General features: G+C 71.9%; 27 protein-coding genes. 15 read left to right on the top strand and 12 right to left on the bottom strand.

Annotated features, from left to right (window positions below; translation table 11 throughout):
* Positions 1 to 78: 78 nt before the first annotated feature.
* The 3 genes from ABD191_RS07490 (at position 79) to ABD191_RS07480 (ending at position 2,291) form a co-directional block, all read left to right on the top strand.
* The gene (locus ABD191_RS07490) at positions 79 to 1,455 is read left to right on the top strand and encodes a glycoside hydrolase family 43 protein (RefSeq protein WP_344078307.1); all 1,377 of its coding nucleotides are present in this window, start codon (positions 79 to 81) and stop codon (positions 1,453 to 1,455) included.
* Between the two features lie 84 nt (positions 1,456 to 1,539).
* On the top strand, positions 1,540 to 1,872 hold the full coding sequence (locus ABD191_RS07485) for a hypothetical protein (protein ID WP_344078305.1): 333 nt from the start codon (positions 1,540 to 1,542) through the stop codon (positions 1,870 to 1,872).
* Entirely contained in the window at positions 1,854 to 2,291 is a 438-nt protein-coding gene (locus ABD191_RS07480) for a MerR family transcriptional regulator (protein WP_344078303.1), read from the top strand. Before ABD191_RS07485 ends, ABD191_RS07480 begins: the two co-directional genes overlap by 19 nt.
* 25 nt (positions 2,292 to 2,316) lie before the next feature.
* On the opposite strand, the gene ABD191_RS07475 is transcribed toward ABD191_RS07480, so the two are convergent.
* Both ABD191_RS07475 and ABD191_RS07470 read right to left on the bottom strand, forming a co-directional pair.
* Positions 2,317 to 2,883 carry a mycothiol transferase gene (locus ABD191_RS07475; protein ID WP_344078301.1) on the bottom strand — a complete coding sequence of 189 codons (567 nt, stop codon included), beginning with the start codon at positions 2,881 to 2,883 and terminating at the stop codon, positions 2,317 to 2,319.
* A gap of 9 nt (positions 2,884 to 2,892) precedes the next feature.
* Positions 2,893 to 3,186: a DUF1905 domain-containing protein gene (locus ABD191_RS07470; RefSeq protein WP_344078299.1), complete on the bottom strand. Its 294-nt coding sequence runs from the start codon at positions 3,184 to 3,186 to the stop codon at positions 2,893 to 2,895.
* 155 nt (positions 3,187 to 3,341) lie between these two features.
* Here ABD191_RS07470 and ABD191_RS07465 point away from each other — a divergent pair, with 155 nt between their 5' ends.
* Together ABD191_RS07465 and ABD191_RS07460 are read left to right on the top strand one after the other, a co-directional pair.
* Positions 3,342 to 4,115 (top strand): DsbA family protein, encoded by a 774-nt coding sequence (locus ABD191_RS07465; protein WP_344078413.1) that lies wholly within the window; start codon positions 3,342 to 3,344, stop codon positions 4,113 to 4,115.
* Positions 4,112 to 4,723: a vitamin K epoxide reductase family protein gene (locus tag ABD191_RS07460; RefSeq protein WP_344078297.1), complete on the top strand. Its 612-nt coding sequence runs from the start codon at positions 4,112 to 4,114 to the stop codon at positions 4,721 to 4,723. Before ABD191_RS07465 ends, ABD191_RS07460 begins: the two co-directional genes overlap by 4 nt.
* Before the next feature lie 7 nt (positions 4,724 to 4,730).
* On the opposite strand, the gene ABD191_RS07455 is transcribed toward ABD191_RS07460, so the two are convergent.
* The 4 genes from ABD191_RS07455 to ABD191_RS07440 all read right to left on the bottom strand — a co-directional run bounded on the left by ABD191_RS07455 (position 4,731) and on the right by ABD191_RS07440 (position 8,589).
* Positions 4,731 to 5,609, bottom strand: a complete 879-nt coding sequence (locus tag ABD191_RS07455; RefSeq protein WP_344078295.1) for a DMT family transporter — start codon at positions 5,607 to 5,609, stop codon at positions 4,731 to 4,733.
* Between the two features lie 118 nt (positions 5,610 to 5,727).
* Positions 5,728 to 6,864: a DUF5925 domain-containing protein gene (locus ABD191_RS07450; protein ID WP_344078293.1), complete on the bottom strand. Its 1,137-nt coding sequence runs from the start codon at positions 6,862 to 6,864 to the stop codon at positions 5,728 to 5,730.
* A gap of 59 nt (positions 6,865 to 6,923) precedes the next feature.
* Entirely contained in the window at positions 6,924 to 7,682 is a 759-nt protein-coding gene (locus ABD191_RS07445) for a MerR family transcriptional regulator (RefSeq protein WP_344078291.1), read from the bottom strand.
* The gene (locus ABD191_RS07440) at positions 7,588 to 8,589 is read right to left on the bottom strand and encodes an EamA family transporter (protein ID WP_344078289.1); all 1,002 of its coding nucleotides are present in this window, start codon (positions 8,587 to 8,589) and stop codon (positions 7,588 to 7,590) included. Before ABD191_RS07440 ends, ABD191_RS07445 begins: the two co-directional genes overlap by 95 nt.
* A gap of 72 nt (positions 8,590 to 8,661) precedes the next feature.
* On the opposite strand from ABD191_RS07440, the gene ABD191_RS07435 reads away from it, so the two are divergent.
* Positions 8,662 to 9,558 (top strand): LysR family transcriptional regulator, encoded by an 897-nt coding sequence (locus tag ABD191_RS07435; protein ID WP_344078287.1) that lies wholly within the window; start codon positions 8,662 to 8,664, stop codon positions 9,556 to 9,558.
* A gap of 3 nt (positions 9,559 to 9,561) precedes the next feature.
* On the opposite strand, the gene ABD191_RS07430 is transcribed toward ABD191_RS07435, so the two are convergent.
* A complete protein-coding gene (locus ABD191_RS07430) occupies positions 9,562 to 10,359 on the bottom strand; it encodes a class I SAM-dependent methyltransferase (RefSeq protein WP_344078285.1) in 798 nt (265 codons plus the stop codon).
* Positions 10,360 to 10,397: 38 nt separating this feature from the next.
* Here ABD191_RS07430 and ABD191_RS07425 point away from each other — a divergent pair, with 38 nt between their 5' ends.
* From ABD191_RS07425 to ABD191_RS07415, 3 genes are all read left to right on the top strand, one after another.
* Positions 10,398 to 11,195 (top strand): putative protein N(5)-glutamine methyltransferase, encoded by a 798-nt coding sequence (locus ABD191_RS07425; RefSeq protein ID WP_344078283.1) that lies wholly within the window; start codon positions 10,398 to 10,400, stop codon positions 11,193 to 11,195.
* Positions 11,196 to 11,330: 135 nt separating this feature from the next.
* On the top strand, positions 11,331 to 13,451 hold the full coding sequence (locus ABD191_RS07420; RefSeq protein ID WP_344078281.1) for a SpoIIE family protein phosphatase: 2,121 nt from the start codon (positions 11,331 to 11,333) through the stop codon (positions 13,449 to 13,451).
* A 53-nt stretch (positions 13,452 to 13,504) separates the two neighbouring features.
* Positions 13,505 to 14,236 carry a class I SAM-dependent methyltransferase gene (locus ABD191_RS07415; protein WP_344078279.1) on the top strand — a complete coding sequence of 244 codons (732 nt, stop codon included), beginning with the start codon at positions 13,505 to 13,507 and terminating at the stop codon, positions 14,234 to 14,236.
* Positions 14,237 to 14,252: 16 nt separating this feature from the next.
* Here ABD191_RS07415 and ABD191_RS07410 read toward each other — a convergent pair whose 3' ends face one another.
* Positions 14,253 to 15,188, bottom strand: a complete 936-nt coding sequence (locus ABD191_RS07410) for a S66 peptidase family protein (RefSeq protein WP_344078277.1) — start codon at positions 15,186 to 15,188, stop codon at positions 14,253 to 14,255.
* Between ABD191_RS07410 and ABD191_RS07405 the strand changes: the two genes are divergently transcribed.
* From ABD191_RS07405 to ABD191_RS07390, 4 genes are all read left to right on the top strand, one after another.
* Positions 15,187 to 15,999 (top strand): type 1 glutamine amidotransferase, encoded by an 813-nt coding sequence (locus tag ABD191_RS07405; protein ID WP_344078275.1) that lies wholly within the window; start codon positions 15,187 to 15,189, stop codon positions 15,997 to 15,999. The two genes, ABD191_RS07410 and ABD191_RS07405, sit on opposite strands and share 2 nt — an antisense overlap.
* Positions 16,000 to 16,012: 13 nt before the next feature.
* Complete coding sequence (locus tag ABD191_RS07400; protein ID WP_344078273.1) at positions 16,013 to 18,973, top strand: bifunctional [glutamine synthetase] adenylyltransferase/[glutamine synthetase]-adenylyl-L-tyrosine phosphorylase; 2,961 nt, start codon at positions 16,013 to 16,015, stop codon at positions 18,971 to 18,973.
* Positions 18,974 to 19,090: 117 nt separating this feature from the next.
* Positions 19,091 to 19,942 (top strand): sigma-70 family RNA polymerase sigma factor, encoded by an 852-nt coding sequence (locus ABD191_RS07395; RefSeq protein WP_344078271.1) that lies wholly within the window; start codon positions 19,091 to 19,093, stop codon positions 19,940 to 19,942.
* A gap of 84 nt (positions 19,943 to 20,026) precedes the next feature.
* Positions 20,027 to 20,308: a flagellar FlbD family protein gene (locus ABD191_RS07390; RefSeq protein ID WP_344078269.1), complete on the top strand. Its 282-nt coding sequence runs from the start codon at positions 20,027 to 20,029 to the stop codon at positions 20,306 to 20,308.
* Between the two features lie 44 nt (positions 20,309 to 20,352).
* Here ABD191_RS07390 and ABD191_RS07385 read toward each other — a convergent pair whose 3' ends face one another.
* From ABD191_RS07385 to ABD191_RS07375, 3 genes are all read right to left on the bottom strand, one after another.
* Positions 20,353 to 21,189: an alpha/beta fold hydrolase gene (locus ABD191_RS07385; RefSeq protein WP_344078267.1), complete on the bottom strand. Its 837-nt coding sequence runs from the start codon at positions 21,187 to 21,189 to the stop codon at positions 20,353 to 20,355.
* A 461-nt stretch (positions 21,190 to 21,650) separates the two neighbouring features.
* Complete coding sequence (locus ABD191_RS07380; protein WP_344078265.1) at positions 21,651 to 22,064, bottom strand: hypothetical protein; 414 nt, start codon at positions 22,062 to 22,064, stop codon at positions 21,651 to 21,653.
* Positions 22,051 to 22,506 (bottom strand): DUF7718 family protein, encoded by a 456-nt coding sequence (locus ABD191_RS07375; protein ID WP_425560678.1) that lies wholly within the window; start codon positions 22,504 to 22,506, stop codon positions 22,051 to 22,053. Before ABD191_RS07375 ends, ABD191_RS07380 begins: the two co-directional genes overlap by 14 nt.
* Before the next feature lie 207 nt (positions 22,507 to 22,713).
* On the opposite strand from ABD191_RS07375, the gene ABD191_RS07370 reads away from it, so the two are divergent.
* On the top strand, positions 22,714 to 23,895 hold the full coding sequence (locus ABD191_RS07370; protein WP_344078261.1) for a helix-turn-helix domain-containing protein: 1,182 nt from the start codon (positions 22,714 to 22,716) through the stop codon (positions 23,893 to 23,895).
* 147 nt (positions 23,896 to 24,042) lie between these two features.
* The gene (locus ABD191_RS07365) at positions 24,043 to 24,363 is read left to right on the top strand and encodes a hypothetical protein (RefSeq protein WP_344078259.1); all 321 of its coding nucleotides are present in this window, start codon (positions 24,043 to 24,045) and stop codon (positions 24,361 to 24,363) included.
* A 297-nt stretch (positions 24,364 to 24,660) separates the two neighbouring features.
* Here ABD191_RS07365 and glnA read toward each other — a convergent pair whose 3' ends face one another.
* Complete coding sequence (gene glnA, locus ABD191_RS07360; protein WP_344078257.1) at positions 24,661 to 26,085, bottom strand: type I glutamate--ammonia ligase; 1,425 nt, start codon at positions 26,083 to 26,085, stop codon at positions 24,661 to 24,663.
* Between the last annotated feature and the right edge of the window lie 226 nt (positions 26,086 to 26,311).

Below are 26,311 nucleotides of genomic sequence, written 5' to 3'. Positions count from 1 at the left end.
GGAACCGGTGTCAATAAGCCCGCCGATGCCCATGGACCACGGGGTCGCACCATCGCGTCCACCACACAGGAGGCAGACATGGCCCTGCCCGCAAGGCCCTCGCTCAGGCGCCCGCGCACCTGGCTCGCGTTCGCCCTCGGCGCGGCGATCGTCGCGGTCACGGCGCCCGCGGCCCAGGCCGCGCACCCGCCCGCCGGGTCCGCCACCCGCTACACCATGACGGCGTTCACCAACAGCAGCGAGTCCAACCTGTACGTCTACGACTCGCCCGACGCCGCCGGCTTCACGCTGCGCAAGGGTCCGGCGTACACGCCGCCCACCGGCGCGATCCGGGACCCCAGCGTCTTCAGGCACACCGACGGGTACTACTACCTGACGTACACGACGCGGACGTGGTCGGCGCCGAGCACCCAGATCGGCTTCGCCCGCAGCACCGACCGGCTCAACTGGACCTTCCTCTACGACTACACGATCCCGCTGAGCGGGATGGCCCGCACGTGGGCGCCCGAGTGGTTCGTCGACTCCAACGGCAGCGTCAACATCATCGTCTCCCTCTCGTTCACGGCCGGCGGGGAGTACATCTTCAAGCCGTACAAGCTGACGGCCACGAACAGCGCGCTGACCGCGTGGAGCAGCCCGACGGTGCTGCAGGGCATCAGCCCCAACTACATCGACACGTTCATCGTGAAGATCGGCTCGACGTATCACGCGTTCATCAAGAACGAGACCACCAAATACATCGAGTACGCGACGGCGAGCAGTCTCACCGGCCCCTACACGATCTCGCGCACGGGCAACTGGGCCGGCTGGGGCGGCGGCCGGGAGGGCCCCGCGCTGGTGCAGCTCGACAACGGCGGCTGGCGGATCTACTACGACGGCTACGGCGAGGGGACGTACTACTACAGCGACAGCTACGACACCTTCGCCACGTGGAGCGCGCCGCGGGCACTGCCCGGCCTGTCGGGCTTCGTGCGGCACCTGACCGTGCTCAAGGAGGTCGTCCCCGGCGGCGTCACCCTGCCGCGCGACGTCACCCGCTCCCTGCAGTCGGTGAACTTCCCCGGCCGGTACGTGAGCGTGCGCGGCGGTCTCGGCTACGTCGACCCGGTCACGTCGTCGAGCACCACGGCCGTCAAGCAGGCCGCGACGCTGACCATCGTGGCCGGCCTGGCTGACGGGAACTGCTACTCGTTCCGTACGACGACCGGGGCCTACCTGCGCCACTACGGCTACCGCATCCGGTCCGACGCCAGCGACGGGACGGCCACGTTCAACCGGGACGCCACCTTCTGCGCCCGGCCGGGCGCCACCGGTGGCGCGGTGCGGCTGGAGTCCTACAACTTCCCGGGCCGCTACCTGCGCCACTACAACTACGAACTGCGCATCGACCCGTACGAGACGAACGCGACGTTCCAGTCCGACAGCTCCTTCACGGCCGTGCCGGCCTGGAGCTAGACCCGCGACGGGCGCGGGCCGAGACCATCGGCCCGCGCCCGTGGGGTTGCATCCGGTACCCGGGTACCGGCTTACCGTTGGGTCATGGCTGACCAGAACCTTCCGCAACCGGCCTGGGTGCCGGACGCCTGCACGCTGCCGACGGCCGAGCGACCGCTGCGGCTGGCGGAGTTCGACGAGCTGTTCACCAGAGCGGTCCGGGGTGGCGAACGGCTCGGCGCGCGGCACCTTCGCGTGACCCTCGCCGGCGGCCCGGACCTGGCGGAGTCCGTCCGCGACCTGGCCGCCAGGGAGACGGAATGCTGCTCGTTCTTCGACTTCACGGTCACCGCGCCGGAGCCGGGCCTGGTGCGCCTGGACATCGAGGTTCCCGCCGCGCGGATCGACGTGCTGGACGCATGGGCGGCCCGCGTATGAGGTCCGGCGAGCTGGCGCGGGCCGCCGGGGTGAACCCGCAGACGCTGCGCTACTACGAGCGGCGCGGGCTCCTCGCCGAGCCGCGGCGCAGCCCGGGCGGGCACCGGCTGTATCCGGCCGGCGCGCTGACCACGCTGCGGGTGATCAAGGCCGCGCAACGGCTCGGGTTCACGCTGGACGAGGTCGCCGAACTTGTCGACCTGGGCATCCATGGCCACGGCCGCCGCCGCGACACCAGCCTGCAACGCCGGGCCGCCGGGAAGCTGACCGAGATCGAAGCCCGGATCGCCGACCTACGGCTCATCGCGGACAGCCTGCGTGCCGCGCTGGACGCCGGTTGTGACGACCTGGTGACGTGCGCCACCAGCGAGCGCTGCCCGGCCCTGCCGTCGCTCTGGCCGTCGTCGCGGCCGGCGTGAGCCGGCAATCCCGTCTGTCGGGCCGTCAGGCGAACGTGAAGTGGCCCTTCCGGGGGCGCCAGCCGGCCGGCGGGTCCTCGCCGGTGCGGCCGTCCACGGCCTCGCGGATCAGGTCGGCGTGCCCGGTGTGGCGGCCGTACTCCTCCAGCATGTCGCAGATCAGGCGGCGTAGGTTGGCGTGCTGGCCGTCCGGCGCGGCCATGGGGACCGGCTGGTCGACGCCGCCGCCCGCGAGGGCCGCCGCGACGCGGGCGCGGGCGCGGGCCACGGCCTCGTCGTAGCGCGCGTAGAGCTCATCCGGGGTGTCCCTGGCGGCCGAGCTGAACGGATAGTCCTCGCTGTCCCATTCGCTCGTGTCGAGCGGCACCCCGCTCAGCCTGGTGCCGAACTGGTGATCCTCCACGACGGCAAGGTGCTTGAGCAGGCCGCCGAGGGTGAGCGACGAGGCGCCGACGGTCGTGTTCAGCCCAGCGGCGTCGAGATCGTCGGCCTTGAACCGGAACGTGGTCCGCAGGCGGTCGAGCGCGCCCAGCAGGTGCTCGACCTCCGTGCCCGCCATCGGGGGTTCCCAGGGGTAGTCGCTGTCGCTCATGGCGCCACGCTAGCTCAGGCCCCCGACGGTCAGCGAGACCCTTACGGAGTCGCCCACGTCCAGGTTTTCGGCTTTACGCACGTTGGTGCGGATCGGCACGATATAGCGCCCGTCCTTGGGCCATAGCGAGGTCGTCCACGCGGTCGAGCCGATGCGGGCGGTCACCGGGATCATGCCCCAGCCGTAGCTCACCATCGACGACGCCGCCTCCAACTCGTGGCACTGGTCCTCCGGCACGGTGACGAAGTGCCACGGCGCGGGACCGCGCCAGAACCAGATCTCACCGCTGAACTCCAGCTCCATCGCGCCAGGATACGAGCGGCAGCGCGCCGGCGGGGGCGGGTGTCCGGCGGGCAGATCGGGACCTTCGGTCGTCGCCGCCCGGGACCTTGTCCCTGACGCATCCACGGCCGTCACGCCGAGACTTGGCTCGACGCCGACGACGAGGAGACGTGACGATGGGTGTCCAGGCGCGGACCCGGGCCAGGGAGATTCGAGCGGCGCGGGAGGCCGAGCAGCGGCGCGCCGCCAAGCGCAAGCGGATCATGTCCACCGTCGGCGGAGTGGTGATCGTCGGCCTCGTCCTCGCCATCGTGGTCGCCGTCGTCAAGGCGGCCAGCGGAGGCGACGAGAAGTCCACGGCGACAACGCCGACCGCGGCCGTCGTCGCGCCCGCCGGGGCCACGACGGGCGGCGCCCTCACGGTCGGCCAGGCGGGCGCCCCCGTGCGCGTGGAGATCTACCTCGACTACATGTGCCCGTACTGCGGCAGGTTCGAACGGGCGAACGCCGGGGAGCTGAACCGGCTGGTGGCGGACGGTACCGTGCGGCTTGAGCTGTACCCGCTGGCGTTCCTGGACCGCATGTCGCAGGGCAGCGAGTACTCCACCCGGGCGGCCAACGCGGTCGCGACCGTGGCGGACCGGGCCCCCGACAAGGTGCTCGCCGTCAACCAGGCCCTGTACGAGCACCAGCCCGAGGAGGGCACGACCGGACTCACGGACGATCAGATCGCCACGCTGGCCCGCGACGCCGGGGTGCCCGGCGAGGTCGTGGCCGCCTTCCACGAGAACCGCTTCCGCTCGTGGATCGCGGTGTCGACCGAGAAGGTGCTCAGCGGCGACGTGACCGGCACCCCCACCGTGAAGATCAACGGGACGGTGTTCAAGGGCGACCTCTACACGGCCGGGCCGCTGACCCAGGCCATCGTCGCCGCCAAGGCCACGGGGTGATCGCGCGCCTGCGCCGGATCCGGCACTCCAACGCCTGGATCTTCGGCACGATGCTGTTCTCGGCGTGCCTGAGCCTCACCGCCTCGTTCGTGCTGTCGGTGGACGCGATCGCGCTCGCCAAGGACCCGGCGACCAGCCTGTCCTGCAACATCAACGCGGTGATCAGCTGCGGGACGGTGGGCGCGTCGTGGCAGGCGCACCTGTTCGGCTTCCCCAACGCCTTCCTGGGCCTGATCGCGGAACCGGTCGTCATCACGATCGCGGTCGCCAGCCTCGGCGGCGTGCGGTTCCCGCGCTGGTTCATGTTCGCCGCCCAGGTCGTCTACACCCTCGGCCTGATCTTCGCGTACTGGCTGTTCTACGAGGCGATGTTCACCATCGGCGCGCTGTGCCCCTGGTGCCTGCTCGTCACGGTCTCCACGACCCTGGTGTTCGCCACCCTGACCCACGTGAACATCCGCGACGGCAACCTGTTGCTGCCCGGCCGGCTCGCGGCGACCCTCCGGCGGGGCGTCGAGGCCGACGTGGACGCGATGCTCGTGACCATCTGGCTGCTCGTCCTCGTCCTCGCGGTGGTCCTGAAGTACGGCTCGGCGCTGTTCGCCTGAGGCGGGCTCACGGTCCGCTGAGCCGCCGCCCGGGCACGAGACCGAGCACCAGCGCGCAGCCGGCGACGATGACCGCGCCGCCGACGAGTTGAATGACCGACAGGTGCTCGCCGAGCAGCAGCGCGCCGACGAGCACCGCGATCACGGTGACGACGAACTCGACGCTGATCGCGATGGTCGCGCCGGCCTCCGCGACCAGCCGGAAGTACAGCACGTACGCCAGGGAGCTGCACAGCAGCGCCAGCGCCGCGAGGTAGGCGTAGTCGACCGGCGCCGGGGTGCCGGGCACCGGCACCATGATCAGCATGGGCAACATCAGCGCGCCGCCGAAGAAGAACGCGCCGATCGTCTGTTCCCAGCTACCGATGGAAGCGAGGTAACGGCTGGCGACGTTGCTGCCCAGCGCCGCGCACGCCGCCCCGAACAGGGCCACGGCGCAGCCGCCGAGGAACGTGCCCGAGACCGGTACGGCCGGAAAACCGACGAGCAGGACGATGCCCGCGAACCCGAGCAGCAGCCCGGATCTCGCCGGGCCGGAGACGCGTTCGAGGCCCCACAGCTGGCCGATCACCATGGAGAAGAGGGGGATCGTGCCGACGACGATGGCGGTCATCGCCGTACCGATCAGGGGTGTGGCGACCGACAGGCCGATGAGCTGGCCGGCGACCGTGGTGGCGCCCACGAGCGCCAAGGGCCGCCAGCGGCCGAACACCAGCCGGCGTCGGGTGGCCAGGGCCATCGCCAGCAGCGCGCCGCTGGCGATCAGCGCGCGGAAGGCGATCGCGCCGACCCAGCCGAACGCCTGCACGACCCGCAGCAGCAACAGGAACGAGAATCCCCAGATCAAGGCCATGCCGAGATAGTCGATCAGTTGCCGGGGGCGCATCGGGCGAGGATAACGGATCTTGCCTGGTGCGGGAGCTGTCGCTCGATCGGCCGTCGGTGAGCCGCAGCTTCAGCGGCTCACCGACGGCCGATCTCGCGTGTGATCACACGCTGGCTCGTTACAGGTACTGCCCGCTCGGCAGCGCCTCCCGCTCGATCGGCGCGTACCCGTCGCGCAGCGCGTACAGCTCCGCGAGGGTCGCGCCGCCGACCGGGATGCCGACCGAGGTGCCCAGCCAGTCCTGCGCCTCGCCGAACGGCAGCGCCGGCACCTCGATGCGGGCCAGGCACCGGCCCGGCCGCACGACCGCGGGGTGCAGACGCGCCAGGTCCTCGTTCGTGGTGATCGCGACGAGCACCTTGCGCCCCTGCCCGAGCAGGCCGTCGGTGAGGTTGAGCAGCCGGGACAGGGCCTGCCCGGTGGCTGCCTTCGCCTCGCCGCGGATCAGCTCGTCACAGTCCTCGAGGAGCAGCAGCCGCCACTTCTCGTGCTTGCGGTCCGGGCACTTGCAGTCGCCCGTGCGGTCGAGCGCCACCTGCATCAGGTACGCCGGGCTGTTGAACAGCGCCTCCGGGTCGAGGACGCAGTCGAACTGGCACCAGTCACGCCAGGCGTGCGCGAGCGCCCGCAGGACGGTGGTCTTGCCCGTGCCCGGCGGGCCGTGCAGGAGCACGAGCCGACCGTGCACGTCGTCGCGGTCCAGTTCGAACAGCCGGTCCAGCCGGTTGCCGGCCGAGCTGGCGTAGTTGCCCCGGATCTCGTTCCACGCCGGGGTGGCGATCGCCCGTGGGTTGCGCTGCGGGCCGTGCGCGGTCGTGTACCAGAAGCCCATCGAGACCGCGTCGTCCTGCGGCGGCGGCTCCGTGGTGCCGTCCGTGGTCTGGCGCAGGATGTCGTCGCGGAGTTCCGCGGTGACGGCCGTGACCGCGACCTGGGCGTTCTTGGCCCGGGTCCATCTCACCACCCGCATCGTCCAGCCCTCGCCGGCGGCGAGGAAGGCCCGCTCGTCCTCGGACGCGGCCTCCCGCAGCACGGTGACGCCGGGCGGCAGCAGGATCGCGTCCTCGCGCACGTTGGTGAGGTCGACCGTCTTCGCGTACGGCTGGTGGCCGGCCACGAACGGGGCGAGCGCCAACGCGTCGATGATGTCGCGCGGGGAATCCGCGTCGTCGACCGTCACGACGATGGGCAGCACCGACTCGGGGCTGGCGCTGCCCGCGCCGAGCTCGACGGGAAACTGCCGGGGAGTACGCATGTATTGATGATCCCGGCTGCCAAGCCTGTCGTACAACGGATTTCAGCGGATCATGCGCCTCACGCCCGTTCGATCGCGTTGGCGTGGATCGCGTCGTGCAGGTACCGGGTCATACCCGGTTTGATCTTCTCGTAGGTCGCCGTGAACCGGGGGTCGGCGAGGTACATGTCGGCCAGGCCGGTGTGGATCTCGTACGAGCACTCGTAGAACCACCGGCTGATGTGCGCCCGGTGCTCCTCCGCGAGTTCGCGCGCCTCGACCGAGTCGGCCGGGACGCCCGCGTCCATGAGCGCGGCGAGCCGGCCGCCCCACTGCGCGGTCTCCTCGTTGATCCGTTGCCAGTCGGCCTTGGTGTAGCCGGACGTGCGCCGCGTCGACTCCCGGTACGCGTCCGTGCCGCCCCAGCGCTGCTCGGCCTCCTCGGCGTACTCGTCGGGGTTGAACTCCCCGAAGACCTCGAAGCGCTCCTCGGGGGTGAGTTGAATGCCCACCTTGCGTGCCTCCATCGCGAACTCGATCGCGATGACCATCTCCCGCATCCGCTTGATCCGCGCGGTCAGCAGCTCGTGCTGTCGGCGCAGGTGCGCCACCGCGTCGGTGCCCGGATCGTCGAGGATGGTCGCGATCTCTTCCAACGGGAACCCCAGCTCGCGGTAGTACAGGATCTGCTGCAGCCGGTCGAGGTCGCGCTCGTCGTAGCGGCGGTAGCCCGTTGCGGAGCGCTCACTCGGCGACAGCAGCCCGATCTCGTCGTAGTGGTGCAGCGTCCGCACCGTCACGCCGGAGAGCCGGGCCACCTTCCCCACCGTGTACGCCATGGTTCCCTCCTTCGACGACCAGCGTGGTCCCTTCCGCCGCGTGAGGGTCAAGCGACCGGGACCGCACGGCGCCGGCCAGCACGCCGCCGACGACGAGCAGCCCACCGAGCACGTCCGTGGGGTGGACCGGCTCGCCCAGCAGCAGCGCGGCCGAGGCCATCCCGAAGAACGGCACGAACATGGAGAACGGTGCCACGGACGACGCCCCGTAGCGGCGGATCAACGCACCCCACGCCCCGAATCCGGCCAGCGTGGAGACCCCGGCGATGTAGCCGAGCGCGCCGACGCCCGTCCAGTCGATGCCGCGCAGCGCCGCGAGGTCGGCCGCCGGACCCTCGGTGAGCAGCGACAGCGCGAGCAGCGGCAGCGGCGCGGTGGCGCTGACCCAGACCATGAACCGCAGCGTGTCCGGCGGGTTGGCCCTGCGCATGGCGATGTTGGCCACGCCCCAGCAGACGGCGGCCCCGAGCACGAGGACGAACGCGGCGGCCGGCCGGTCGGGCCCCAACCGGGCCGCGACGACCGCGATGCCCGCGGTGGCCACCCCGAGTCCCGCGAGTTGCCGCCGCCCGGGCCGTTCTCCCAGCAGGAGTACGGCGAACAGCACGGTGAAGATCGCCTGACCCTGCAGGACCACGGACGACAGCCCGGCCGGCATGCCCGCCGCCATACCGAGGAACAGCAGCGAGAACTTCGCGACCGCCAGGGCGGCCCCGACCGCGAACACCCACCGCCACGGCACCCTCGGGGGACCCACGAGCAGTACGGCCGGGAACGCCGCGAGCGCGAACCGCAGCGCGGAGAACAGCAGCGGCGGGAACTCCCGCAGGCCGACGTCGATGACGACGAAGTTGAATCCCCACGCGGCGGCGACCGCGACCGCGAGGGCGATGTGCCGAGGTCTCATGGCGTCGAGCCTGCGACCTACCTTCGTTAAGCACCAGCGCGTTGTTCTTCACTGAAGATGTAGCGTTGCTTCATGATTGACGTCGCCCGGCTGCGCGCCCTGCACGCGGTCGCCACGTACGGCACGGTGACCGGCGCCGCGCGGGCGCTGCACCTCACGCCGTCCGCGGTGTCGCAGCACCTGGCGAAGCTGGAGCGGGAGACCGGCAGCGCGCTGCTGGAAAAGGACGGGCGGGGGCTGCGCCTGACAGAGGCCGGCCGGGTGCTCGTCCGGCACGCCGCCACCGTCCTCGCCGCCGTCGAGGAGGCCGAGGCGGCGCTCGCGGCACACCGCGAGACCGTCACCGGCCGGCTCGTCATCGCGGCGTTCCCGACAGCGTGCCGGGGCCTGGCGCCCGCCGCCCTGTCGCGGCTCCTCGCGTCGCACCCGGCGCTCGAACCGGCCCTGCGCGAGGGCGGCAACGCGATCAGCCTCGACCTGGTGGCGCGCGGGGAGGCCGACGTGGCGGTCATCGACGACTGGCCGGAGGCCCCGGTCGCCCTGCCGCCCGGGCTGTCCCAGGTGGACCTCGGGCCGGACGTCGCCGACCTGGTGGTGCCGGCCGGGCACGCGCTCGCGGCCGGCGGACCGGTGCGACTGGCGGACGTGGTGGGGCAGCGGTGGGTCGCGTCGACGCCCGGCTCGATCTGCCACGATTGGCTGACCCGGGTGCTGCCGAACGTGCGGCCGGCCTTCCACGTCGACGAGTTCGAGACCCAGCTCACGCTGGTCGCGGCCGGCCTGGGCGTCGCGATCGTGCCCCGGCTGGCCCGCACCTACCTGCCGGCGGGCGTCGCCGTGGTACCCATCGAGCCGGTGCCGACCCGGCGCGTCTCGGCCGCCTGGCGTACGGCGTCCGCCGCCCGCCCGGCGATCAGCGCCGCCGTGGAGGCCCTGGGCGAGGCCTGGCAGCGCCGCTCCACCGGCTGACGCCTAACGGCAGGTCAGCACGGCGGCGCGGCTGGTGACCGGGAAGGTGGGCCGGGCGGCGAAGTGCGCCGCGATAAGGCGGTCCGCCTCGGCGAGCACCGCGTGCCACGTCGGGCCGGCGGTCAGGCCGAGCGTCTCGGGCGGCCAGCTCGCGACGTAGGCCCGCACCGGTGCCGGGTCGGGCACCACCGACGTACCGACGTGCTGGTGGACGTGCACCTCATCGAACGCCGCGGCGAGCGCCGTCCGGGCGATGTCGGTGTTGAAGCGGGAGTCCGACCAGTCGAGGTCCACGTCGACGCCGAGGACGGTGCGCGCCGCCTGGGAGCGGATCGCCCGGATCTCGGCGGCGTGGCCGACGTCGTTCGTGGCGACCACAGTGGTGCCGCCCCGGCGTACGACCCGGCGCAGCTCGGCAACCGCCCGGCCGATGTCCGGCACGTGGTAGAGCATGTGCAGGCACAGCGCGACATCGACGCTCGCGTCGCGCAGCGGCAGGGCCTGGGCGTCGGCGGCCGCCCCGAACCCGTACCCGGCGCTGACGCGGGCCATGCCGGGCGACCTGTCCAGGCCGAGAAGCGGACCGGTGTGGCCGCGGCCCCGCAGTGCCTCGAGGAGGCGTCCGTTGCCGCAGCCGACGTCCGCGACGACCTCGTCACCGCGTGCCGCCGCGAGATCGAGAACCACGTCCGGCAGCGCCGGTCCACGCCGCCACTGCCAGATCGCCTGACGGGCGACCAGGCGGCTCGGCTCGGAGTACTGGTTGGTCAGCACGTGAGCATCGGTCGTCATGTCGGTCATGTGGTCACCCTATGGTGCGAGTAAGGTTGCCGGCGCCTATGTCTGTGCCGATCACACCCTCGTCCCTGACCGCGCTGGTTGCCCGGCTGCGGGCGGCCGGGTGCGTGTTCGCCGAGGACGAGGCCGCGCTTCTGGTCGCCGCGGCCGCCAGCGAGGCCGAACTGGACGCCCTGAGCGCGCGGCGGATCGCCGGTGAACCGTTGGAGCACGTGATCGGCTGGGTGGAGTTCCGGGGACTGCGCGTGGCGGTGGAGCCGGGCGTCTTCGTGCCGCGCCAGCGCACCGCGTTCCTCGTCGACCGGGCGGCCGCCGTCGCGCGGCCCGGGAGCGTGGTGGTCGACCTGTGCTGCGGTGCGGGCGCGATCGGCGCGGCGCTCGCCGACGCCGTGCCGGGTGTTGAGCTGTACGCCGCCGACATCGACCCCGCGGCCGTGCGCTGCGCCCGGCGCAACCTCGCGGGCGTCGCGGCCGGCGTCTTCGAGGGCGACCTGTTCGAGCCGCTGCCAGCGGGGCTGCGCGGCCGGGTCGACGTCCTGGTCGCCAACGTGCCGTACGTGCCGAGCGACGAGGTCGCGCTGATGCCGCCCGAGGCGCGTGACCATGAGCCGCGCGCGTCGCTCGACGGTGGTGCCGACGGGCTGGACGTGCTGCGCCGGCTGGCCGCCGGGGCGGGCGGCTGGCTCGCGCCCGGCGGGCACCTGCTGGTCGAGGCGGGCGAGCGGCAGGCGCCGACCGCCGTCGCGATCATGGCGGGCCACGGGCTGCGGGCCGCTGTCGTGACGGCCGACGACGAGTACGCGACCGTTGTCGTGGGACAGCGGTCCACCTGCCGTTGACAGGGGACATATGCTCCCTGCATTCGTTTCTCGCTTGAACATGCCGTCGAATCGCGCGCAGGCGCTCCCGCTCCCGCTGGGTCCATATCGGACGTCACGGGCAAACGGGTTGCAGCCCTCGCGGGCCTGCTCGCGTTGCTGCTGGTCGGCGGCACGGGCGTGTACGCGGCCGTCATGGCGGAGGATGCCCGCGCCGTCCAGCGGGACCGGCAGGCCGCCACGGTCGCGGCCGCGGCGCTCAGCGACAGCCTCGCCCGGACCACCACGGCGCTCAGCGGCGTGGGTGGCATCGCCTCGGACGGTACGGTCACGCCGGCGGAGTTCCGGCACTTCGCCGCCGACGTGATCGGCGCCTCGGCGCTGACGACGCTCGCGCACGTGGTGATCGTCCGCGACGGCGAGCGCGACGCCTTCGAGGCGCGGGTCGGCCGGCCGATCATCGAACGCAACGCCGAAGGGCGGTTCGTCCCGGCCGGTCGGCGCGCCCAGTACGCCGTGGTCTTGGACGTCGAGCCGGTCAACGACACCACGCGCCCGGTGCTGGGCTTCGACACCTACAGCGACGCGGTGCGCTCCGCCGCCGCGTACGAGGCCGCCACCACCCGGCGGTTCGTGCTCAGCGCGCCGACCCGGCTCGCGCCCAGCGGGCGGCCCGGCTACTTCCTCACCCAGCCGATCTTCACCCGCGCCGACAGCTCCGGCACCCTCGTCGGCTTCGTCTCGACCGGCCTGCTGGCGGAGAACCTCGTCGACGCCGCCCACCGCCGCCTGCCGGCCGGCACCCGGGTCGGCGTGAGCGACGGGTCGCTCGTCATCGCGGACGCGCCGGCCGGCGGTGCCACCACGACCGTCACCGTGGCCGGGCGGCGCTGGAGCGTCACGGCCGACGACCCCACCCCGACCGATCGCACGCTGCCGGCGGTCATTCTCGTCGCCACCCTGCTGCTGGCCGTACTCCTGGGGATCCTGTGGGTGCGGGAGGGGCGGTTCGAGCGGACCAGGGCCGCGTTCGCGACCCGGGCAGCCGAGGAATCGCGCCGGGCCGAACGGCTGGCCGGCGTGGCCCGCGGCCTGGCCGAGGCCCGTCACCTCGACGCGGTCGTGGCGGTCATCGAGGAGCACGTGCCGCCCCTGGTCGGCGCGGACTCCGCCGACATCGGCCTGCTGCTGGGCGACCGGCACCTGAGCATGCTCGGCACCAGCACCGGCGACCTGGACGCGCAGCTGGTGAGCAGGTACCGCCGGGTCGCGCTGAACGCCCACCTGCCGACGACCGCGGCCGTGCGCCAGCGCGACATGGTGTTCGTCGACGACCTGCTGGCCTACCAGGCCGACGAACCGGAGATCTTGTCGGACGTGCGGGCGTCGGGCTTCCGATCGGCGGCGGCCGTGCCGCTGCGCGACGACACGGGCGCCGTGTTCGGCGTCCTGAGCCTCCTCTGGCGCGAGCCGCGCGAGTTCGACAGCGGTACGGCCGCGGTGCTGCGCACGGTGGGTGAGATGTGCGGGCAGACGCTCGACCGCGCCCGTGACGCCGAGGGTCGCCACGAGTTCGTCGCCGCCCTCCAGCGGCGGTTGCTGCCCGCGCCGCCGGGCCTGCGGCGCCTCGCCATCGCGGCGCGCTACCGCCCCGCGACGCACGCCATCGGGATGGGCGGGGACTGGTACCAGTTCCTGCCGCGCGCCGACGGGTCACTCGTCGTCGTGGTCGGCGACGTCGTCGGCCACGGGGTCGAGGCGGTCGCCGCGATGACGCAGATGCAGCACGTGATCTCGGCGGCAGTGCACACGGGCGTGCCGACCGAGCAGATCGTGGGGCACCTGGAGGCCGCGCTCGGCGGCGCCGACGGCTCGTACGGCACGGCCCAGCTGCTGCAGGTCGACCTCGCCCGGGACCGGGTCGGCTACGTCAGCGCGGGTCACCCGTACGCGCTGCTGCGCACGCCCGACGGGACCGTGTCGACCCTGGACGGGGCGCAGTACGGGCTGCTCGGCGGCCTGCGGATGGACACGCCCATGGCGTACGCGCGGTTCCCGGTCGGGTCGACGCTGCTCGCCTACACCGACGGGCTCATCGAGCGGCGGGACCAGGCGATCACCGACAGCATCGCCACGCTCGCCGCCGACTTCGCGGAGGTCTCGTGCGACGACGTCGAGGGGTGCGTGGACGAGATCATGCGTCGGGCGGCGGCCGACGGGGCCGAATCGGCAGTCAACGACGACGTTGCGGTAGTTCTGTTGCGACGCACGGGATGACGCTGGCCGGCGCTCTATAGTGGACCGACCTTGAAAGCGATGGAGGTCACACGATGACGGACCAGTACGACGTGATCGGGGCGCTGTACGAGCGCGGCAAGCTCGTCCCTGTCGGCCTCGCCGAGCGGGGCACGCTGTTCGCGGCGCTGCCCGACCTGGCCGGCCGCTCCGTCCTCGACGCCGGCTGCGGCACGGGCTTCTACGCCCGCATGTTCGCCGCGCGCGGCGCCGCCCGGGTCGTCGGTATCGACGCCTCCATCGAGATGATCACCTACGCCCGCCGGGTGGAGGAGCGCGAGCCGCTCGGCATCACCTACGAGCAGTTCGACGGCGCCGAGCTGCCCGTCCTCGGGTCGTTCGACGTCGTCACGGCCGTGTGGCTGCTCGGGTACGCCCCCGGCGTCGAGGCGCTCGACTTCATGGTGGGCAAGCTGGTCGCCAACCTGGCGCCGGGCGCCACCTTCGTCGTCCTCGTGCCCAACCCGGAGTTCGACTGGGACAACGCGGACATCCTGCCGGCGTACGGCATCTCGGCGCGCCGGACGGAGGAGTCCGCCGGCCGGCAGGGGTACGCCGTGCACATCCCCGGCGATCCGCCGGTCGACTTCGAGGGCTTCTCCTGGCCGCCCGGGGTGATCGAGCCGGCCCTGGAGCGTGCCGGGCTCACGGACGTGCGCCGGGTGCCCACGACGATCACGGAGGACCTGGTCGCCGAGCACGGCGAGCAGTACTGGGCGCCGCTGCGCGCGAATCCCACCTTCGCGATCTTCACGGCGACCCGCTGACGCGCCGGTCGGGCGGTCAGCGCACCGCCGGGGCGACAGTGAGGGTGCCGAGCGTGGCGTCGAGGGTGGCCAGTGTGCCGAAGGGTACGGCGATCTGGTCGCGCCCGTGGCCGATCGGGAGACCGCCGAGCACCGGGACCCCCAGCGGGGTGAGGCGTTCCAGGAGGCAGTCGACGATCGTGGTGGACCAGCCGTCCGCGCAGTCGGTGAACTGGCCCACGGCCACGCCCGCGACCTGGGACAGGACGCCGGCGCGGCGCAGGTGGGTGAGCATCCGGTCGACCTTGTACGGCGGCTCGCCCACCTCCTCGATCAACAGGATGGCGCCCGACATGTCCGGGAAATCTGGGGTGCCGACCGTGGCCGCGAGCAGGCACAGGTTCCCGCCGAGCAGGGGCCCCGAAACGGCCGCCGCGGGCACGCGTACCGCAGAGGTCTCCTCATCCTGACGCGCGGAGATCGTCACGGGAGTCGGGTCCATGAGCGCGTGGCGCAGGGCGGCCACGGAGTCGGGGCCCGTGCGCTCGTGCAGCCACGCGGCGCCGGGGCCGTGCACGCTGGCCAGGCGCGCGCCGCGCCACAGCGACAGTTGCAGCGCCGTGATGTCCGAGAAGCCCACGACGATCTTGGGGTCGGCGCGGACGACCGCCATGTCGATGCCGTCGACGATGCGCTGCACGCCGTAGCCGCCCCGCGTGCAGATCACCCCGCGTACCGTCGGGTCACCGAGGGCGGTCATCAGGTCGGCCAGGCGCAGGTCGTCCGTGCCGGCGAGGTAGCCGGAGCGGGCGTAGACATTCGGCGCGACGTCGACCGACAGGCCCCACTCCGAGAGCAGCTCGACGCCCCGCGCCACCCGCTCCGGACGGGTCGGTCCGGATGGTGAGACGAGCATCACCCGGTCGCCGGGCCGCAGAGCGGCCGGCCGGACCGCAGTCGTGAGGTCGGACATGGCGGCTGAGCTTAATCTGGATAGCCTCATCACCATGAGCGGCCTCACCCTGGTGATCGAGAACGACCCGACCGACGACGTGCGCCGGCTGGGTGACTGGCTCACGGCCGCGGGCCTCACCCTCTCCGTGGTACGCCCGCACGCCGGCGACCCGCTGCCGGCCGACCTGGACGGCGTCGCCGGCTTGGTGGTCCTCGGCGGCGAACAGAGCGCGTACGACGACCCGGACGCCGTACCCGGCGCGGCCTGGTTCCCGCAGCTGGAGTCGTTGCTGCGCAAGGCGGTGCGGCACGGGGTACCGACGCTGGCCATCTGCCTCGGCGCGCAGCTGCTCGCCCAGGCGCACGGCGGGATCGTCGAGCCGGCAGGCGCCGGCCCGGAGATCGGGCCGAGGCTCGCCGCCAAGCGCGACAAGGCCGAGGAGGACCCGCTGTTCGCCAGCGCCCCCATGCTCATGGACGTGCTGCAGTGGCATACCGACGAGATCGTGGCCCTGCCCGTCGGCGCGGTGCTCCTGGCGGCCTCGACGAACTATCCGAACCAGGCGTTCCGGCTGGGGGAGAAGGCGTGGGGCGTGCAGTTCCACATCGAGTGCGACACGCAGATGGTGGCCTCCTGGGCGCTGGACTCGATCGGCCTGCTGCGCGAGTGCCGCATCGACCCGGAGGGCCTGCTGGACCGCACCGAGGCGGCCATGGGCGATCTGGAGGAGGCGTGGCGGCCGTTCGCGGAACGGTTCGCCGCGGTGGTGCGCGGCGAACTCGCCGGCGCGTCGGTCTCCGGGCGGCCGCTGCCGCTGCTGGGCCACTGAGCGCGGCGCCGGCATGACCCGACCCACGAGCGGTACCGGCCGGCTCGCCCGGTACGGCTTCCTCGACGCCGAACGTGCCGCGACGTCGCTGTCCGCGGGCGGGCTGGGCCTGTGGGACGAAACGGGCCAGCAGCCGGTCGACGCGACGGCCGGCGAGGTGCTCACCGCGCTCGGCGCGGCGGCCGACCCGGACCTCGCGCTGCGCCAGCTGGTGCGCCTGACCGAGACCGCGACCCGCCTCGGGACGCCGCCGCCGGTGGCGGCGCTGCGCGATGACGAGCGGCTGCGCCGGCGGGTGACCGCCGTGCTGGGCGCGTCCACGGCGCTCGGCGACGACCTCGTGGCCAACCCGGGCGAGCTTGCCATGATCGCGGCGCCGGACAAGGCGCTGGACGCCGACCCGTACGCCGGGCTGGCGATCGACGCGCCGGCCGCGCTGCGGCGGGCGTACCGGGGCGCGGTGCTGCGCATCGCGGCCGCCGACCTCACCGGCGCCGCCGACCTCGAGCAGACCATGGCGCGGCTGTCCCTGCTCGCGGACGCGACGCTGCGCGCGGCGTACCTGCTGGCGGTCGCCGAGCGTGGCGGCACCCCGCCCCGCCTGGCCGTGGTCACCATGGGCAAGTGCGGCGGGCGCGAGCTGAACTACGTCAGCGACGTCGACGTGATCTTCGTGGTGGCCGGCGACGAGGACCTCGCGGCCGGCCAGGCGATCGCGAGCCGGCTCATGGTGATCTGCGGCCAGGCGGCCTGGCAGGTCGACGCCAACCTGCGACCCGAGGGCAGCCGCGGGCCGCTCGTGCGCACCCTCGCCTCGCACCTGGCGTACTACAAGCGGTGGGCGCGCACCTGGGAGTTCCAGGCCCTGCTCAAGGCCCGGCCGGCTGCCGGCGACCTGGCGCTGGGGGCCGAGTGGCTGGAGGCGCTGCAACCCCTGGTGTGGGGCGCCGCCGAGCGGCCGGACATCGTCGAGGACGTGCGCGCCATGCGCCGGCGCATCATCGACAACGTGCCCCGCAAGGAACTCGACCGGGAGATCAAGCGGGGGCCGGGCGGGCTGCGCGACATCGAGTTCGCCGTCCAGCTGCTGCAGCTCGTGCACGGGCGGGCCGATGAGGCGCTGCGCTCACCGTCCACCCTGGACTCCCTGCGGGCCCTGACGAGCGGCGGCTACGTGGGACGCGCCGACGGCGAGGCGCTCGTCGACGGGTACCGGTTCCTGCGTACGGTCGAGCACCGCCTGCAGTTGCAGCGGTTGCAGCGCACCCACACCGTGCCCACCGACCCGGTCGCGCTGCGCTGGCTCGCCCACGCGCTCGGCTACCGCACCGATCCACACGCCGACGCCGTCGAGCAGTTCCGCACCGCGTGGGTCACCCACGCCCAGGAGGTGCGCCGGCTGCACTCCAAGCTCGTCTACCGGCCCCTGCTGGAGGCGGTGGCCCGGGTGCCGAGCGAGGACCTGCGCCTCACGCCGAAGGAGGCCGGCGCGCGCCTGGAGGTCCTCGGCTTCGCCGACCCGCCGGGCGCCCTGCGCCACCTGGAGGCGCTGACCGGCGGCGTGTCCCGGTACGCGGCCATCCAGCGCACCCTGCTGCCCGTCCTGCTGTCGGAGTTCGCCGACGCGCCGGAGCCCGACCGGGGCCTGCTCGCCTACCGCCAGGTGTCCGACACGCTGCGGGCCACCCCCTGGTACCTGCGGCTCATGCGCGACGGCGGGCCGGTCGCGCTGCGGCTGGCCCGGCTGCTGAGCCTGTCGCGGTACATCACCGAACTGCTGGTACGCGACCCCGAAGCGCTGCGGCTGCTGGCTGACGACGCCGAACAGGTGCCGCGCACCCGCGAGTCGCTGATGGACGGGTTCTTCGCCGCGGCGGACCGGCACTTCGGCGCGGGCGCGTCCGTGAGCGCCGTGCGGGCGCTGCGCCGGCGCGAACTGTTCCGCACCGCGTGCGCGGACATCCTGGGCGGCCTCGCGCCGCCCAACGGGGCGCCGCTGTCCACGGTGCGCCTGGACGCGGCCGAGGTGGGCCAGGCGCTCGCCGACGTCGCCGACGCCACCCTCGCCGCCGCGCTGCGGGCCACCAAGTCCCGGGTACGGGCCGCCGACCTGCCCTTCGCCATCATCGGCATGGGGCGGCTGGGCGGGGCCGAGATGAGTTACCCCTCCGACGCCGACGTGCTGTTCGTCTACGAGCCGCCGCCGGGCATGGCCGAGGACGCCGCCAGCGGGCACGCCCTGGCCATCGCCGAGGAGCTGCGCCGCCTGCTGTCGGCGCCGGCGCCCGAGCCGCCGCTGGGCATCGACGCCGACCTGCGGCCGGAGGGACGCCAGGGGCCCCTGGTGCGCAGCATGGCCGCGTACGAGCGGTACTACGCCAAGTGGTCGCGGGTTTGGGAGGCGCAGGCCCTGCTGCGGGCCCGGTTCGTCTGCGGCGACGAGGAGCTGGGCGCCCGGTTCCTGGCCCTGGCCGACCGGGTGCGCTACCCGGCCGCGGGCCTCAGCCACGAGCAGGTCGTGGAGATCCGCCGGATCAAGGCCCGGGTCGACACCGAGCGCCTGCCCCGCGGCGCCGACCCGGCCACGCACGCGAAGCTGGGCCGGGGCGGCCTGGCGGACATCGAGTGGACCGTCCAGCTGCTGCAACTGCGCCACGGGCACGACGTGCCGGGCCTGCGGACCACCCGTACGCTCGAGGCCCTCGCCGCGGCGACGCGGGCGGGGCTGGTCTCACCGGCCGACGAGGTCGCGTTGAGCACGGCGTGGACGCTGGCGACCCGGGTGCGTAACGCGCTGATGCTGGTACGCGGCCGGCCGACCGACCAGCTGCCCCGGCAGGGGGCCGAGCTCGCGGCCGTGGCCCGGGTGCTGGGCCGCCCGGCGGGGCGCGATCCGGGGGAGTTCCTGGACGAGTACCTCCGGGTGACCCGCCGGGCCCGCGCGACGGCCGACCGCCTTTTCCACGCTCCGTAGTGATCTACGTCCCATCGGTCACGGAGCGTGACCGGTTCGGTGCATTGTATGCGAAAGTTGTTCGCGTACGTTGGATGCGCCGTCCCCCGGCCGGCGCCGCCCCCGAAAGTCCCGGTAATGCCCTCTGCCTGCTCAGATCGCGCTCTGGACGACCTGGTCCGGGGCCACCTGCCGCTGGTCGGTCACCTCGTTCGTGAGCTGCTCGGCCGCGTGCCCGCCCACGTCAACCGCGACGATCTGATCTCGGCCGGGCTCGCCGGGCTGGTGGACGCCGCCCGCAGCTACGACGCGGGCCGGGGCACCCCGTTCCAGCGCTTCGCGGCCATGCGCATCCGCGGTGCTCTCCTGGACGAACTGCGCGGACTGGACTGGGCCAGCCGCTCGGTGCGCCAGCGGGCACGGCAGGCGGAGAGCGTCCGCCAGGAGATCACCTCGGCGCTGGGCCGCGTGCCCACGAACGCGGAGGTCGCCGAGGCGCTGGGCGTAGCGGCCGACAAGGTGGCCGAGGTCGACGGGGAGGTGCGTCGCGCCGCCGTGCTGAGCCTGGAGGGTTTCGCGCCCGGCGCCGCCGAGGACATGATCGTCGAGATCGCGACCGGCCCGGAGGACCTGCTCCTCTACCGGGAGCGCATCGGCTACCTGCACCAGGCCATCCAGGCGCTGCCCGACCGGCTCCGCACGGTCATCACGGGCCAGTTCCTGCAGGAGCGGCCGACGGCCGAAATCGCCGAGGAACTCGGGGTCACCGAGTCGCGCGTCTCGCAGCTGCGCACCGAGGCGCTCGGCCTGCTGCGCGACGCCCTGAACACCCACCTGGATCCCGACCTGGTGGCCCCTAAGCCGGACGGGTGCGTAGCCCGCCGGCGCGCCAGCTACTTCGCCGACGTCGCCGCGATGGGCGACCTGCGGTCGCGACTGGCGATGACGGACCTCCTCGGGCTGCCCGCGACCGCGAGCAACGTGAGCTAGCGGCCGGGTTTTCCTTAAATCCTCAGCGCGGGTGCCGATGGGAACTGATACGGCAACTGAGGATGGGAACAAACCGTGATACTCGTGACGCGACCCGACGGTGTGGTGTTCGCGTTGAACCCGGACCTCGTTCAGCGGGTCGACGCAACCCCGAGCACGGTGGTCCGCCTGGTGGATGGGACGGAGTACGCCATCGCGGAATCCGTGCCCCGCTTCGTGGAGCTGGTACGCGAACACCGGGCCGCCATCATCGCGCTCGCGCGCCAGATGGAGGACGATCCTGAGCTGGAGCCGCCGACCGCGGACGACATCTATGACGACCGGCCGGTCGACAACGTCGTCCACCTCCAGCGGAGGAAGCGTTGACCGTCGTCGGCTGAGCCGTTCCCGCCCGGGCTCCGCCCGGCCCATCAGGTATGGGCCGCCAGGAAGGCCGCCACGTGCGGCTCGACGCTGTCCGGGCCCTCGGTCAGCGCGTCCATGCCGCGGCCGTCGCACAGGCGCGGCAGCACCCGCCACGCTTCGCCGAGCAGCGTGAGGACCGCGTCAAGCTCACCGAGACACACCAACACCGGTACCCGCAGCCGCGGCACCGCCTCGGCGATCGTGCGTGGCCCGGACTCGTCCGTGACCGGGACGTCGAAGGGCCGGGGCGCCAGGGCGACCGCGCCCGTACTCGTCCCGGCGTCGCGGGCCGCGGCGACCACGGCCACGTTGGCCCCGAGTTCGGTGCCCGCGACGACCACCCGCGCCGCGCCGGCGGCCCGCAGGGCCGCTACCGCCGCGTGCGCGTCCGCCGCGTAGTCGCGCCGCCGGCCGCACTCACTGAACCCGTGGCAACGCAGGTCGAACGCGAGCACGTGGTACCCACCCGCCGCGAGTCGCCGGGCGTACGCCCACCAGGTGCACAGATCGCTGTCGTCCTCGTGGACCAGCACCACCCCCCGGCCGCCGCCACCGACCCGTACGGCGGCGAGCTTGACCCCGTCAGCGGTGGTCAGGACGAGTTGTTTCACCGCGACCATCGGGCCCGCCAGCGTCCGGTGCACCGGCGGGGCGCCGGGACCCGGGCAGCGCGCCTCGGGATGCGGCGCCGTCGCCGGCAGCGAGGTGTCCGGCGAGTACGTCCCTGTGCTGTCGGCGCGGGTCTGCTCCTCGCCCCACAGGTTGCCGGCGGCGGCCGTTGTCAGCGCCGCCAGGACGCAGGCGATCACCACAAGCGCCAGGCGACGTCGGGCCACGTTCATGCTCGGACGAGTCCAGGCCCGGCCGCCGGGTTCCGGGCATGTGACGCGGGCACACCAGTGCTCGATGTCCTACGCGCCGTCATCTGCATCCGGGCCGCAGCGAGATCCATCGCTGGGCGGGCCTGCACCTGGCGCACTGCGTGCGGCTCGGCTACGCGGTAGCCGCGGTCGTCTTGGACGAGGCACGCACTGGCGCGACGTCGATGTGATACTGGCGCAAGCGCCGGGCCAAGGTTGTCGTCACGGAGCCGTCGAGCGCCTGCCGCCCAACCGCGTGCCGCGCATCGAGGTCGCGGAGGACGTGCCCTGTCGGCCGGTACGGCGCCGGCCGACCATCCTGAGATGGCGCCGCACAGGCGGCGGCCCCGCCGCACCCGACGACGAGTCGGTGGGGCGGGGCCGCCGCGATATCAGGGGTCATTGCGGCAGGGCGGAAGCGATGTGGTTGAACAGGCCGTTCGTTAGACCGAGACGGTCTCGGCGGAAACGGGCTGCACGTTGTAGCTCCGGTTGTGGCCCAGGACGAAGTGGGTTCCGTTCGTGCTGGGCATGGAGTCGTACAACATGCCGATGCTCGTATCCTCGCCGAGCCCTTCGGGCGGGTTGGCTGAGTTCATTTCAGAGATGATCGGCTCGACTGCTAGGAAGACGAAGCTGAGCGGGGCGGCCGGGCGGTGCACCGCGACGAGCGCCGGAGGACGGCAGCGCGTGAAGACTCGATCCAGCACCTCGGCCACGGGGGTGTTGTCGACTGTGATCACCACGTCTTGGTCGCTCTGGCAACCGTGGTCGTGGATGACCTTGCGAAACTCAGGATCACGCACGCGACGTGCAAAGTCGAAGGCCGCAGCCAACTCAGGGTTACGCTCTGTCACTATTCCACCTCCTTAGGTTGTCATCCCATTCATCTTGCATCACATCCAGGGCGTTGTCATACCCCTTGTCGACAACGTTCCATCCGTCGTCCACCGGAATTTCCGTGATCACCGTACGTACTTGCTGCCTCCGAGGAAAAAACTGATGTCTATGGATAGTGCCGTGAGCTGTGTCGATCCGTGCGATGTCATGGGAAATTCCGTCCAGGACGAAGACCTGATTGATCGAGAAGTCGACGATCTTTCCCTGGTATTGCATAAAACGAACATGTAGCTTGATCGGATCGTTTTCCCGTCCGGTTGGGTGAAAAACGAACGTTTCGCAGTGGCACTCCTCTTCTGGTGGCGGCTTATACATAGGCTTCTCGGTCGAGCCGAGGATGCGCAGACGTCGGATCCTGCCCTTTGCTCCCTTGAATGCGGACCAGTCCGGCTTTGACATCACGAACAGGACCGTAGGAGTACTGCAGACCGGTGTCTATCCACTCACGGGTTGTGATCAACGACAGTTGTTGATGGCCGATGAGGCGATCTAGCGCTGTCTGCGTCATGCCCGGCTGTCCGATTCCGCGTACCGTGGGAGCACGCCGGCATGCCGGAGTGGCGGCCGGTGCGCCGCAGCTCTGACTGCTTCCAGGGACGGTTCACGATGCCGCGCACATCCGATCCGCGTTTCGGCGAGCGTATGCGTGCCCTGCTGGAGGCGGGCGGAGTCTCGTACCGGGCGTTGGCTGCTCGCACGTTCTACTCGCGTTCGTACCTGCATGAGCTGGCTACCGGCCGCAAGGCGCCGACGGTAGACGCGGCCGAGCGGGTCGACGAGGCGCTTGGCGCTGGCGGCGAGCTGGTCGCACTTGTGCGCGTGGTCAGAACCGGCGACGACGAGTGCGAGGCCCTGGAGCTGGCCCGCCGGGTCGAGGCATCCGACGTGAGCGCGCCGACGCTGGAGCGCTTGGAGACGGTCGTCGACGAGTTGGCGATGGCGTACACGACGACCCTGCCGCAACACCTGTTGCCCCGGCTGCGCGAGCACCTCGGCTACGTCGGGCAGCTCGTTGACGCGCGGGCCACGATTGAGCAGCGCCGCCGTTTGGTGACCGTGGGCGGGTGGCTGTCTTTGCTGGCCGCGACCGTGCACATCGACCTGCGGCAGGACCGTGCGGCTGAGGCCCGATTGCGAACGGCCGTGCAGTTGGGCGGGCACGCCGAGCGGCCGGAGATCCTGGCGTGGTGCTTGGAGACTAGGGCGTGGGATGCGCTTACCGGCGGCGACTACGCCCGCGCGTTGGATCTGTCGCGGCAGGCGCAGGCGTTGGCGGCGCGTGGGTCCTCGGCACATGCGCAGGCAACCGCGCAGGAGGGACGGGCGTGGGCGCGGATGGGCCGCTCGGCCGAGACGCTGGGGGCGCTGGCGCGTCTTGAGCGGCAGGTAGCGGGCATGACGGGGCCGGAGCGGCCTGAGCATCACTACCAGTACGACCCGGCCAAGGCGATGGCGTATACCGCTACGACGCTGGCGTGGGTGGGTGACCCGGCGGCGGTGGACTTCGCTCGCGCGGCGCTGGCCCGGCTGCTCGCCGCTGATGACGGGGTGACCCGGCCGCGGCGCATCGCGTCCGCCCGGTTGGACCTGTCGCTGGCGCTGCTAGGCGCCGGTCGCGCAGACGAGGCGGCCACTGTGGCTACCGCAGCCGTGGAGTCGGGGCGGGTGGTGGCGTCGAACTGGTGGCGGGCCGCCGAGGTGCTTGCGGGAGTCGCGGCGGCCGGCGCCGATGAGGCGGCCGGGCTGCGCGACGCCTACGAGACGTTTCGCCCGCACGGCAACGGCTGAGCCGTCCGCTATTTGTCTGCGGACACCCGAGGACGCGCGCCACCTTAACCTCACCGTCCGTAGCCAGCAGGCTACGTGGAACGGGTGCGACGGTCGGACGTTCCAGCAGGCCCGGCCGTCGTGCTCGCCCACCGAGAGGAGTGGCCCGTGATTCGCGTGAACTTCGACCCGGACAACCCGCCCCCCGAGCCGCCGGCCGCCGCCGACCCGCTGGTGTGGCGCATGGCGCACGAGATCCGCGCTGCCCACCAGCCCGACCAGACACAGTGCTGCGTCACCTGCAGGGACAGCGTCGGATGGCCGTGCAAGCCGGCGAGGATCGCGGCACGCGGATACCTGCTGGCGCTGCGCCTAGATGCGACGGCGTCCGTGCGGTGGCCGATCAACAATCGGGTGGCGGACCCGCTGGGGGTGCACATCGAGCGGGACATCACCGCCGTGGCTGTCGACGATGACACGGACCGGTGAGGGATCCACCGGCTGCGGCACCACTACGCCACGCTGCTGATCCACGCGGCGCGTCGGTCAAGACGGTGCAACTCGCGCTGGGCCACTCCACTCCGACGATCGCGCTGAACACCTACGTCCACGAGTGCCGGACGTGGTGGACCGCACCCGGACCCTGATCGACGGGGCGCTCGGGAAAGCGGAACGGCGGTCACGCGGGCCAAGGGCCGGGCGTGACCGCCGTCCTGCGGGTTGTACCAGCCATGTACTCAAGATCGCTGAGTCACCTTGCGGTGCTGGTCAGCGCCTTGATCACGACTAAACGTCGTAGTACATCGCGAACTCGTGCGGGGTCGGGCGCAGGCGCACGGGGTCGATCTCGCTGGAGCGCTTGTAGTCGATCCAGGTCGAGATCAGGTCGGGGGTGAAGACGCCACCCTCGAGCAGGAAGTCGTGGTTCGCCTCCAGGGCGTCCAGCACCTCCGGCAGCGAGCCCGGAACCTGCTTGACCGCGGCGACCTCCTCCGGCGGCAGGTCGTAGAGGTCCTTGTCGATCGGCTCCGGCGGCTCGATCTTGTTCTTGATGCCGTCGAGGCCGGCCATGAGCATGGACGCGAACGCCAGGTAGACGTTGGCCGACGGGTCGGGCACCCGGAACTCGATGCGCTTGGCCTTCGCGTTCGTACCCGTCACCGGGATACGGGTGCAGGCGGAGCGGTTGCGCTGCGAGTACACCAGGTTGACCGGGGCCTCGTAGCCCGGCACCAGGCGCCGGTAGGAGTTCACGGTCGGGTTGGTGAAGGCGAGCAGCGACGGGGCGTGCTTGAGCAGGCCACCGACGTACCACCGGGCGGTGTCCGACAGGCCGCCGTAGCCGGTCTCGTCGTAGAACAGCGGGTCGCCGTTCAGCCACAGGCTCTGGTGGGTGTGCATGCCCGAGCCGTTGTCGCCGAAGAGCGGCTTCGGCATGAAGGTCGCGGTCTTGCCCGCGGCCCACGCCGTGTTCTTGATGATGTACTTGAACAGCTGGAGCTGGTCACCGGCGTGCAGCAGGGTCGAGAACTTGTAGTTGATCTCGGCCTGGCCCGCGGTGCCGACCTCGTGGTGCGAGCGCTCGACCGTGTAGCCGGCGCCGAGCAGGTTCTGCACCATCTGGTCACGCAGGTCGGCGTAGTGGTCGACCGGCGGCACCGGGAAGTAGCCGCCCTTGTAGGCGGTCTTGTAGCCGCGGTTGCCACCCGGCTCGTCCTTGCCGGTGTTCCACCAGCCCTCGACCGAGTCGATGTAGTAGTAGGCCTGGTTGGCGCTGGTCTCGTGCCGGATCGAGTCGAAGATGTAGAACTCCGCCTCGGGGCCGAAGTAGGCCGTGTCGGCGATGCCGCTGGCGGCCAGGTAGGACTCGGCCTTCTTCGCGACGTTGCGCGGGTCGCGGCTGTAGGCCTCGCGGGTGAACGGGTCGTGGATGAAGAAGTTCAGCGCCACGGTCTTCTCGACCCGGAAGGGGTCGACGAAGGCGCTGGAGACGTCCGGCAGCAGCATCATGTCGGACTCGTGGATCTGCTGGAATCCGCGGATCGAGGAGCCGTCGAACGCCAGACCGTCCTCAAAGACACTGGCGTCGAACGACTCGACCGGCACGTTGAAGTGCTGCATCACGCCGGGCAGATCGCAGAATCGTACGTCGACGAACTTCACGCCCTCGTCTTTGAGGTACCGAAGGAATTCCTCCGAATTGGCGAACACACGTCCTCCTGGGCATCCAGATAGTTGGGGCTCTGGGCGGCTGCCAGCGACGGTAGGTTGGCGGCGTTGCCCGGGCGTATCTCATTTGTTTCTACCGTGTTACGCGGCGGGGTCACCGCGTTACGGTGTGACCAGGCCAACACCACTGGCCAGGCGGGTCTACCCGTCCGGTGCGAGAATATCGACCCAATGGGCGACTGCGGTAGACGTGACCGCTTGCGCACCC

The sequence above is a fragment of the Luedemannella helvata genome, assembly GCF_039528415.1.
Lineage (GTDB): Bacteria > Actinomycetota > Actinomycetes > Mycobacteriales > Micromonosporaceae > Luedemannella > Luedemannella helvata.
The sequence above is the reverse complement of the archived record's forward strand: the minus strand, read 5'-3'. Positions and strand labels throughout refer to the sequence as shown.

What these genes read in the sequence shown, in the direction of transcription:
- ABD191_RS07405 (WP_344078275.1), top strand. Translation starts at nt 15,187, where the DNA reads ATGGCGGCTGAGCTTAATCTGGATAGCCTCATCACCATGAGCGGCCTC.
- ABD191_RS07435 (WP_344078287.1), top strand. Translation starts at nt 8,662, where the DNA reads ATGATTGACGTCGCCCGGCTGCGCGCCCTGCACGCGGTCGCCACGTAC.
- ABD191_RS07465 (WP_344078413.1), top strand. Translation starts at nt 3,342, where the DNA reads ATGGGTGTCCAGGCGCGGACCCGGGCCAGGGAGATTCGAGCGGCGCGG.
- ABD191_RS07475 (WP_344078301.1), bottom strand. Translation starts at nt 2,883, where the DNA reads ATGAGCGACAGCGACTACCCCTGGGAACCCCCGATGGCGGGCACGGAG.
- ABD191_RS07480 (WP_344078303.1), top strand. Translation starts at nt 1,854, where the DNA reads ATGGGCGGCCCGCGTATGAGGTCCGGCGAGCTGGCGCGGGCCGCCGGG.
- ABD191_RS07450 (WP_344078293.1), bottom strand. Translation starts at nt 6,864, where the DNA reads ATGCGTACTCCCCGGCAGTTTCCCGTCGAGCTCGGCGCGGGCAGCGCC.
- ABD191_RS07470 (WP_344078299.1), bottom strand. Translation starts at nt 3,186, where the DNA reads ATGGAGCTGGAGTTCAGCGGTGAGATCTGGTTCTGGCGCGGTCCCGCG.
- ABD191_RS07445 (WP_344078291.1), bottom strand. Translation starts at nt 7,682, where the DNA reads ATGGCGTACACGGTGGGGAAGGTGGCCCGGCTCTCCGGCGTGACGGTG.
- ABD191_RS07400 (WP_344078273.1), top strand. Translation starts at nt 16,013, where the DNA reads ATGACCCGACCCACGAGCGGTACCGGCCGGCTCGCCCGGTACGGCTTC.
- ABD191_RS07410 (WP_344078277.1), bottom strand. Translation starts at nt 15,188, where the DNA reads ATGTCCGACCTCACGACTGCGGTCCGGCCGGCCGCTCTGCGGCCCGGC.
- ABD191_RS07385 (WP_344078267.1), bottom strand. Translation starts at nt 21,189, where the DNA reads ATGAACGTGGCCCGACGTCGCCTGGCGCTTGTGGTGATCGCCTGCGTC.
- ABD191_RS07370 (WP_344078261.1), top strand. Translation starts at nt 22,714, where the DNA reads ATGCCGCGCACATCCGATCCGCGTTTCGGCGAGCGTATGCGTGCCCTG.
- ABD191_RS07415 (WP_344078279.1), top strand. Translation starts at nt 13,505, where the DNA reads ATGACGGACCAGTACGACGTGATCGGGGCGCTGTACGAGCGCGGCAAG.
- ABD191_RS07485 (WP_344078305.1), top strand. Translation starts at nt 1,540, where the DNA reads ATGGCTGACCAGAACCTTCCGCAACCGGCCTGGGTGCCGGACGCCTGC.
- ABD191_RS07425 (WP_344078283.1), top strand. Translation starts at nt 10,398, where the DNA reads ATGTCTGTGCCGATCACACCCTCGTCCCTGACCGCGCTGGTTGCCCGG.
- ABD191_RS07440 (WP_344078289.1), bottom strand. Translation starts at nt 8,589, where the DNA reads ATGAGACCTCGGCACATCGCCCTCGCGGTCGCGGTCGCCGCCGCGTGG.
- ABD191_RS07490 (WP_344078307.1), top strand. Translation starts at nt 79, where the DNA reads ATGGCCCTGCCCGCAAGGCCCTCGCTCAGGCGCCCGCGCACCTGGCTC.
- ABD191_RS07455 (WP_344078295.1), bottom strand. Translation starts at nt 5,609, where the DNA reads ATGCGCCCCCGGCAACTGATCGACTATCTCGGCATGGCCTTGATCTGG.
- ABD191_RS07395 (WP_344078271.1), top strand. Translation starts at nt 19,091, where the DNA reads ATGCCCTCTGCCTGCTCAGATCGCGCTCTGGACGACCTGGTCCGGGGC.
- ABD191_RS07430 (WP_344078285.1), bottom strand. Translation starts at nt 10,359, where the DNA reads ATGACCGACATGACGACCGATGCTCACGTGCTGACCAACCAGTACTCC.
- ABD191_RS07375 (WP_425560678.1), bottom strand. Translation starts at nt 22,506, where the DNA reads ATGTCAAAGCCGGACTGGTCCGCATTCAAGGGAGCAAAGGGCAGGATC.